This is a genomic window from Chryseobacterium artocarpi (assembly GCF_001684975.1).
GTDB classification, from domain to species: Bacteria; Bacteroidota; Bacteroidia; order Flavobacteriales; family Weeksellaceae; genus Chryseobacterium; species Chryseobacterium artocarpi.
The window spans coordinates 319,099-325,407 of record NZ_MAYH01000048.1; the positions used below are offsets into that span (position 1 = coordinate 319,099).

At 32.7% G+C, this 6,309-nt stretch carries 4 protein-coding genes; all 4 read right to left on the reverse strand.

The features are described from left to right. Window position 1: 1 nt before the first annotated feature. A complete protein-coding gene (locus tag BBI01_RS19265) occupies window positions 2-2,344 on the reverse strand; it encodes a TonB dependent receptor (RefSeq protein ID WP_065396262.1) in 2,343 nt (780 codons plus the stop codon). 345 nt (window positions 2,345-2,689) lie between these two features. After that, a complete protein-coding gene (locus BBI01_RS19275) occupies window positions 2,690-3,235 on the reverse strand; it encodes a hypothetical protein (RefSeq protein WP_065396264.1) in 546 nt (181 codons plus the stop codon). Window positions 3,236-3,248: 13 nt separating this feature from the next. Further along, a complete protein-coding gene (locus BBI01_RS19280) occupies window positions 3,249-3,701 on the reverse strand; it encodes a hypothetical protein (RefSeq protein ID WP_065396265.1) in 453 nt (150 codons plus the stop codon). After that, window positions 3,701-6,309: RHS repeat domain-containing protein (locus tag BBI01_RS19285; RefSeq protein WP_317040737.1), on the reverse strand; the 2,609-nt coding region annotated here is incomplete at its 5' end. The genes BBI01_RS19285 and BBI01_RS19280, both read right to left, overlap by 1 nt.

Here is a 6,309-nt window from a genome sequence, read left to right on the forward strand (position 1 = left end):
CTTAATTCGATCTGTTTTTTTCATCAAATTTTACATCACGGTTTGCTCCTTTTACTTTTTTGTTTCCGAAAGTATAGGTTGCTGATACCGTAAGTCTTCGCGCATCATAATAATTATTGAAGTAATGAGATCCTGTGGTATAAAATATTTCTCCTCTGCTTCTTGCTTGCTTGAAGATATCCGAAACAATGACATTCACCTGTAAATTTTTATCCATCAGATTCATTTTTAATCCAGCTGTAAAATTTCCTAAAAAATCCCAGTGTACGTTTCCTGAATTGGAAGGAAGGCGAAACCAATAATTAGCAATAATCTGAATGGTTTTCTTCTCATTGAGTGAGATATTATTCTGAAGATCGAAATCATAACCATATCCTTTTTTGGCAGAAGCATCCGTAGTAAACACACTCATGTCTGTATGAGATAAGTCTGCAGAGTAATTTGCCTCCCAACGTTTGAAAAATGTATCCGAATAATTGATGGTAGCACCAATACTGTTCTGATTAAAATAATTAAAAAAGGTACTTGTTCTGTTCCCTCCTGATAAGCTTACCAATTGACTAAATCCGTCCAATGTTCTCTGAAAATAAACCGTTGTAGATAATTTTCCTTTATATACGTGAGAAAATTCAAAATTATGATTAACAGAAGGTTGCAAAAAAGGATTTCCAGTGGAATAAGAGTTAATATTAATATACCAACGATATGGATTTATTGCACGGAACCCCGGTCTGTTGATTCTTTTGGAATAATTTAGACTGAAAGTATTGCTCTCATCACTTTTGTACATCACATACGCAGTTGGAAAAAATTTTCCGTAAGAGTTTTCCGACTGTTGTCCGGAAGTCAGTGAATTTCCATTAACGGTAGAATACTCATAACGAAGTCCGGCTTTCGCTGACCATTTCTCATTAAATGATTTTTCAACGCTGAAATAAGCAGCATAGTTTTTCTCATTGTACTTAAATTCATTGCTCTTCAAAGCATCAGTCACATAATTTCCATTCTCGAGATTTTGATAGAAGATACTTGAGTTATTATCAAAATTAGTAAATTTTGCTCCCGTCTCTATTTTTACAAACTCATAAGGTAAGCTAAGATCTGCCTGCCCTGAATAAATTTTATAATCTACTACTGATGGAGATCTTACAATAAATTTATCTCCGGAATTTTCCATAGTCGTAAAATCAATCGTAGTTTTGGGAAGGTTAGAAAAATAATTTCCTGTGATGCTTAATTTATTATCCTGCTTTCCAAACTTAACATCATAATAAGCACTTACTGTCTGCTGGGTAGATTTTCCTCTATGTTCTGCGTAAGTAGATAACGTATTGGTATAATTATCATCCTGAAAGTAATCTGAAGTATTCTCAACATTCATATTAGAATGTCCCACTCCATAATCATAAATAAATCCGATATTAGATTTTTTACCCAATTGATAATCAACACTCAGATTCGCGCCAAGACCATCCCCAAAATCTCTTCTATCATCGTGACTTTTAAGTCCCTCTACTCCTGTAATTCTATAATTTTCAAAGGAATATTTTTCATATTTATTTTGTCTTAATTTCAGAGAAGAGCGCAATTTTTCATTCTGATAATTGATGGTTGCACTGTTTGAAAATCCTGAATAAGTCTGCTGCTGAAAGCTTGTGGTAAGACTTCCGTTCCATCCCAAATTTTGATTCTTCTTTAAGACAATATTGATAAGACCACTGTTTCCCTGGGCTTCATATTTCGAAGGTGGTGCCGTAATGACTTCTATTTTCTCTATGTTCTCGGATCTGAGACTTTTAAGATAGGTAATCAATTCTGCTGAAGAAAGGTTCAGAATTCTTTCATTGATCATCACAGATACTCCACTTTTCCCGGCAATGGAAACTCCTGAATTATCATCCACCTTCACCAACGGTGTTGTTGCAAGAGCATCAGCGCCATCCATTCCCTGTGAAGCAACGGAACTCTCTACATTGAAGACCAACCTGTCGGCTTTTCTTTCAATCAGTTTTTTTCTTGCAGTAACAGTAACTCCTTCAATCTGCCTTTCTTTTTTCTCTTCAATGAAAAAATCCTGCTTGAGATCACCATTTACAGCAACATCGGTAGTGGATAATTCTGCTCCGTCCTGAATAAGTTTTATATTATAATTTCCGTTCTCCAGAAGTTTCAGTGAATAATTTCCTTTTTCATCAGAAATTGTTGTTTGTTTTTTCTGATCCTTCATCGCAATAATTTCCACATAGGAAACTACATTTCCGGATTGCTTAATCTTCCCGGTTATACTTTGGGAAAATGCTGCTATAGGTAGCAATACGATTGCTGAAAGTAATATTTTCTTCATGTAATTCTTGAATCATAGTTATTAGGCTATTGATAAGACAAGTGAAGAAGAAGTTTTATTACATGGAGCATGATTTTTCTTATGTCGTTTAAAGTAAGATAATAGTGATTTCAATGACGAAACCATAAAAACCATTGCAGATGCAATGGTTTTTATGGTTCTCTTCAAGATCAGATACTTTAAAAAAAGCTATTACTTTTTAAAATAAACATTTCTAAGAATTGTCTGAAAACCTTCTTTGGTTTCTTCAGAAGGGTTATTACAATAAATGGAAAGTTTATTACCTTCAGTCTCTTTATTAAAAATCGCTCCAATTGTTTGTCTATCTTTTCAGGACTAGTCAAATTAAATATTATTATCATTTTTATCTATAACTTTTTCATAAATAATGGTTCTTTTATCACTGAAAACCGGAGTAATATTTTTTACATTCCAATCATTATCAATGTCGAGCAAATTTTTATTTATATTAGATATTAATTGATACCATCCTACGACATCATCATTAAATTTATATCTTTTTTTATCGGTATATATTTCAATAAATGTGATGGTACTTTCATAGAAAGTCACATCATAAAAAATTATTTTATTTATATCTTCCCATTCAATAAAATCATTTATCTCATTTTCATTTATGAAAAACCCTTTTTTTGAAAATTTAAAGATTCCATTAGCAGAAAAATATTGATTGGTTTCATCATAACTTCTAAATGGACTTTTCTGAAAAATATTCCACTTATCAATTTGTCTAAAAAGAAGAACAATAAAAATTGTCGCAAATAAATAAAATAATATCCATGAGGATAGATTATCTGACTTAATAATAAAAATAAAAGAAATTATTAATATAGATAGACTTAATAATAATATTTTACTATTTTTTTCCAAATGAAATTATTTATTATTTATCCCAACCTATATGGTTTTTTAATGGAGCAGCATTAAATATCTTATTATATCCAACAGGCTTATAAAACATTAAAGTTATTATTAAAGGTTTTTTTAAATTATTACTATCATTTTCTTTTTTAATTACGTATTGAACATATTTCTGTTTATTTTCAGTAAACAGAACAGTAGTATCTTTAATTTTTATATTTTTTACTAGAATATCATTGGGATTTATTTTATCATAGTTTTTACGAAGAAAATAAAAGTCAGCTTGAATACCACCAAAAAAAGTCTCATTATTATCAAAAAGATTTTTATAGCTTTCTGAATCATCATCTTTTATGGTTTTCCAAAATTTTTGAACTGTTGTTTTAATTTGCTCCTCATCCTTTTTATTCTGATTTACGCAACAACTTATATTCAATAAGAACAGTATTGCTAAAATGTATTTAATTATTTTCATTATTGAGGTATTTTTCTACTTTTTGTTGTCAATTGTTCATCAAGTGGTTGAATAGGAATGCCATTTGTTCTCATAATTTCTGTCCCGTTCTGGATTATTAAAGAGTTTGGCATTAATCCGGCATCTGGATTAGGCAATGTTCCATCAAATATATAGTTTATTACATCATTTCTCGTTTGCGGATTCATATTAATTCCACTTTGGTCAACATAATTGATAGCATCGTCCATTCTCATTGCTTGACTTTCAATCGCTTTAACATCCTTTGTTGCTTGTACATAATCGTTTGTACTTTTAATAGCATCAGGAATACTTGCTGCTAATTTGCCCAACTTCACAAGTTCTTTTATTCCACTATTTGCCGCACTTGCTTGGTCAGCTCGGTACTGTTTAATATTCCACATCTCTGCACCTGTTTTTGTTGTTTTGAAACTCTGACGCACTTTAGTTGATATTTTATCCCTTGTATTCTGCATTTGTACAGCATCAGATACTGGACCTTCATATCTGTAAGAATCAAGTCTTAAGCCTGTATTTTCTGAAGACATTCTTGCCCCATTAGGATTGTAGCCACTTGTAGACAATCCAATATCTCCGGCTGTAAATGTAGGATTTCCATTACCATCCCTTTGAGAGACAGGGGCTCTTTTAACTTTCATTGCATTTCCATTAATTGCAAAAAATCCAGTATGGTTTTTCAAAAGTTCCAAACCTTCCAATTCAATACCCATTCCTAACTTATTCTCTTGGAAAGCATACGTAGAATTATAAGGATATTTTTCAGAAAGCGGGTCAATTGTTGTGAAACGCCCAACATCCGGCATATAATTCCGCCACTTAAAACTGTAGAAACCGGTCTCTTGTAACTCTTGTCCTTGGTACTTATATTGATAAGCATTCTGAGTTGTAGTAGTATAATTATGTAGCAATCCAAAAGGATAATAATTATTGACTTCTACAATTTCTCCAGGCTTCCAAACATCATGACAACCAAGTTTCCCTCCTAAGCATTCTCTAACAGAGTATTGTCCTGGTTGGATAATCCCATCTTTATTAGTATCTGTATAACTCAGCCTTACATTTCCTAAATGGTCTGTAAAATTATAAATATACTGTCCTAAAAGCGCATCATAATATCCTTCAGATGTAGGAATTATTCTAAGCTTCACGACTGGAATTTCGTTAGGATCTGGAATAAAAGTTCCTTCACCGTTCCAAGATTCTTGTAAAAAAGTTGACTTATACTGAAAACCATCCAGATAAGCTGTTTCAATATTATCAAAGAGCTTCTTTACTTTTACTCCATCTGCTCTATAGATATAATTTGTTACCTTGTCATTCTGAACAATCTGTTTAGGTAAATTTAAATAATTATATTGAATGGAGGAAATCCCTTTATCAGGATGGCTTATCATGTTTCCATTTCCTGCTACATTGTCATTATCATATCCTATGGTACCGGGATTTGCCATGTAAGGATAACCCGATGGATTCATTTGCTGATCAGTAACACGTATCAATTTGTTCCCAACATAATCATATTTAAGGTTATCAATAACGAGTGCTGTATTGCTTCCTGGTAGTACTCCTGCTGATCTTTGAAGTCTTGTAATATTTCCATTCAGGTCATATTCTAATCTTTCAAAATACTCTTTAGCAAACTCATTTCCTGCTTTTTGATAGAATCCGGCAGTAAGTCTATTGAGTGAGTCATATGCGTACCCATAGGTTTTAAGGGGCTCGTTATTTTCAGTAAGAGTTTTCCAGGATACTTCAGCAATGTTCCCGTTGTATTTAGGCTTTACTTTTAAATCCAAATAATCATTATTGGGAGTCTCCTGTCCTTCTACTTTATTATAATTAATTTTATACCCAAATAGGTCATTGCCTAAGTTTGCGGGATCATTGATCTGCGTCATCCACCCTCTGATATTATATTTATAATCAATCTGCTGCAGAGAAGAGTCTAAAGTAACTCCGCCTACTTTTTTAGTAGTAAGCTGCGAGAGTTCATTATAATTATTCTGAGCAAGAATTTCTTCAGGATTGGAATCTATCTTGTGTTTATGAACCAAGAGCCTGTTCTGATGATCATAAGTAAAAGTCTCGGTGATCACTTTTTCAGTATCTGAATTCAACCTTTTATGCTTTGTAACAACTGTTTGAGGAACTCCTGCAAAATCAAGCTTGGATTCTGTTCGGGTATATCCTCCCAAGTGATTGATAGAATGGGTTCCAATGACTCTACCCTTCAGATCATAATAAGTATAATTCTTGGTCCAGTTGTCATCTTCAATATTCTTAACAAAGCTCATGACAGGAAGTCCTTTGGTACTTCTTCCCTCTGGTGATGGAGAATCTGTGAGAATTGGTTCCACTGGAAGAGAGGGATTAAAATCATAGTTGGGATAAGTATCATAGTAGTTGATACTTAAAATGGTTTCAATATCAACAAAATATCCATTACTGTATTGAATCTGCATCCCGTTTTTAGTAAATCCGGAACTATTTCTTTCCTCTACGATGATAAGGTTCCCTGCCTGAGACTGCATACTTATTCTGCTTCCTCCTCCAATGATTCCGGTATAAGCAACTCTTCCCAATGATT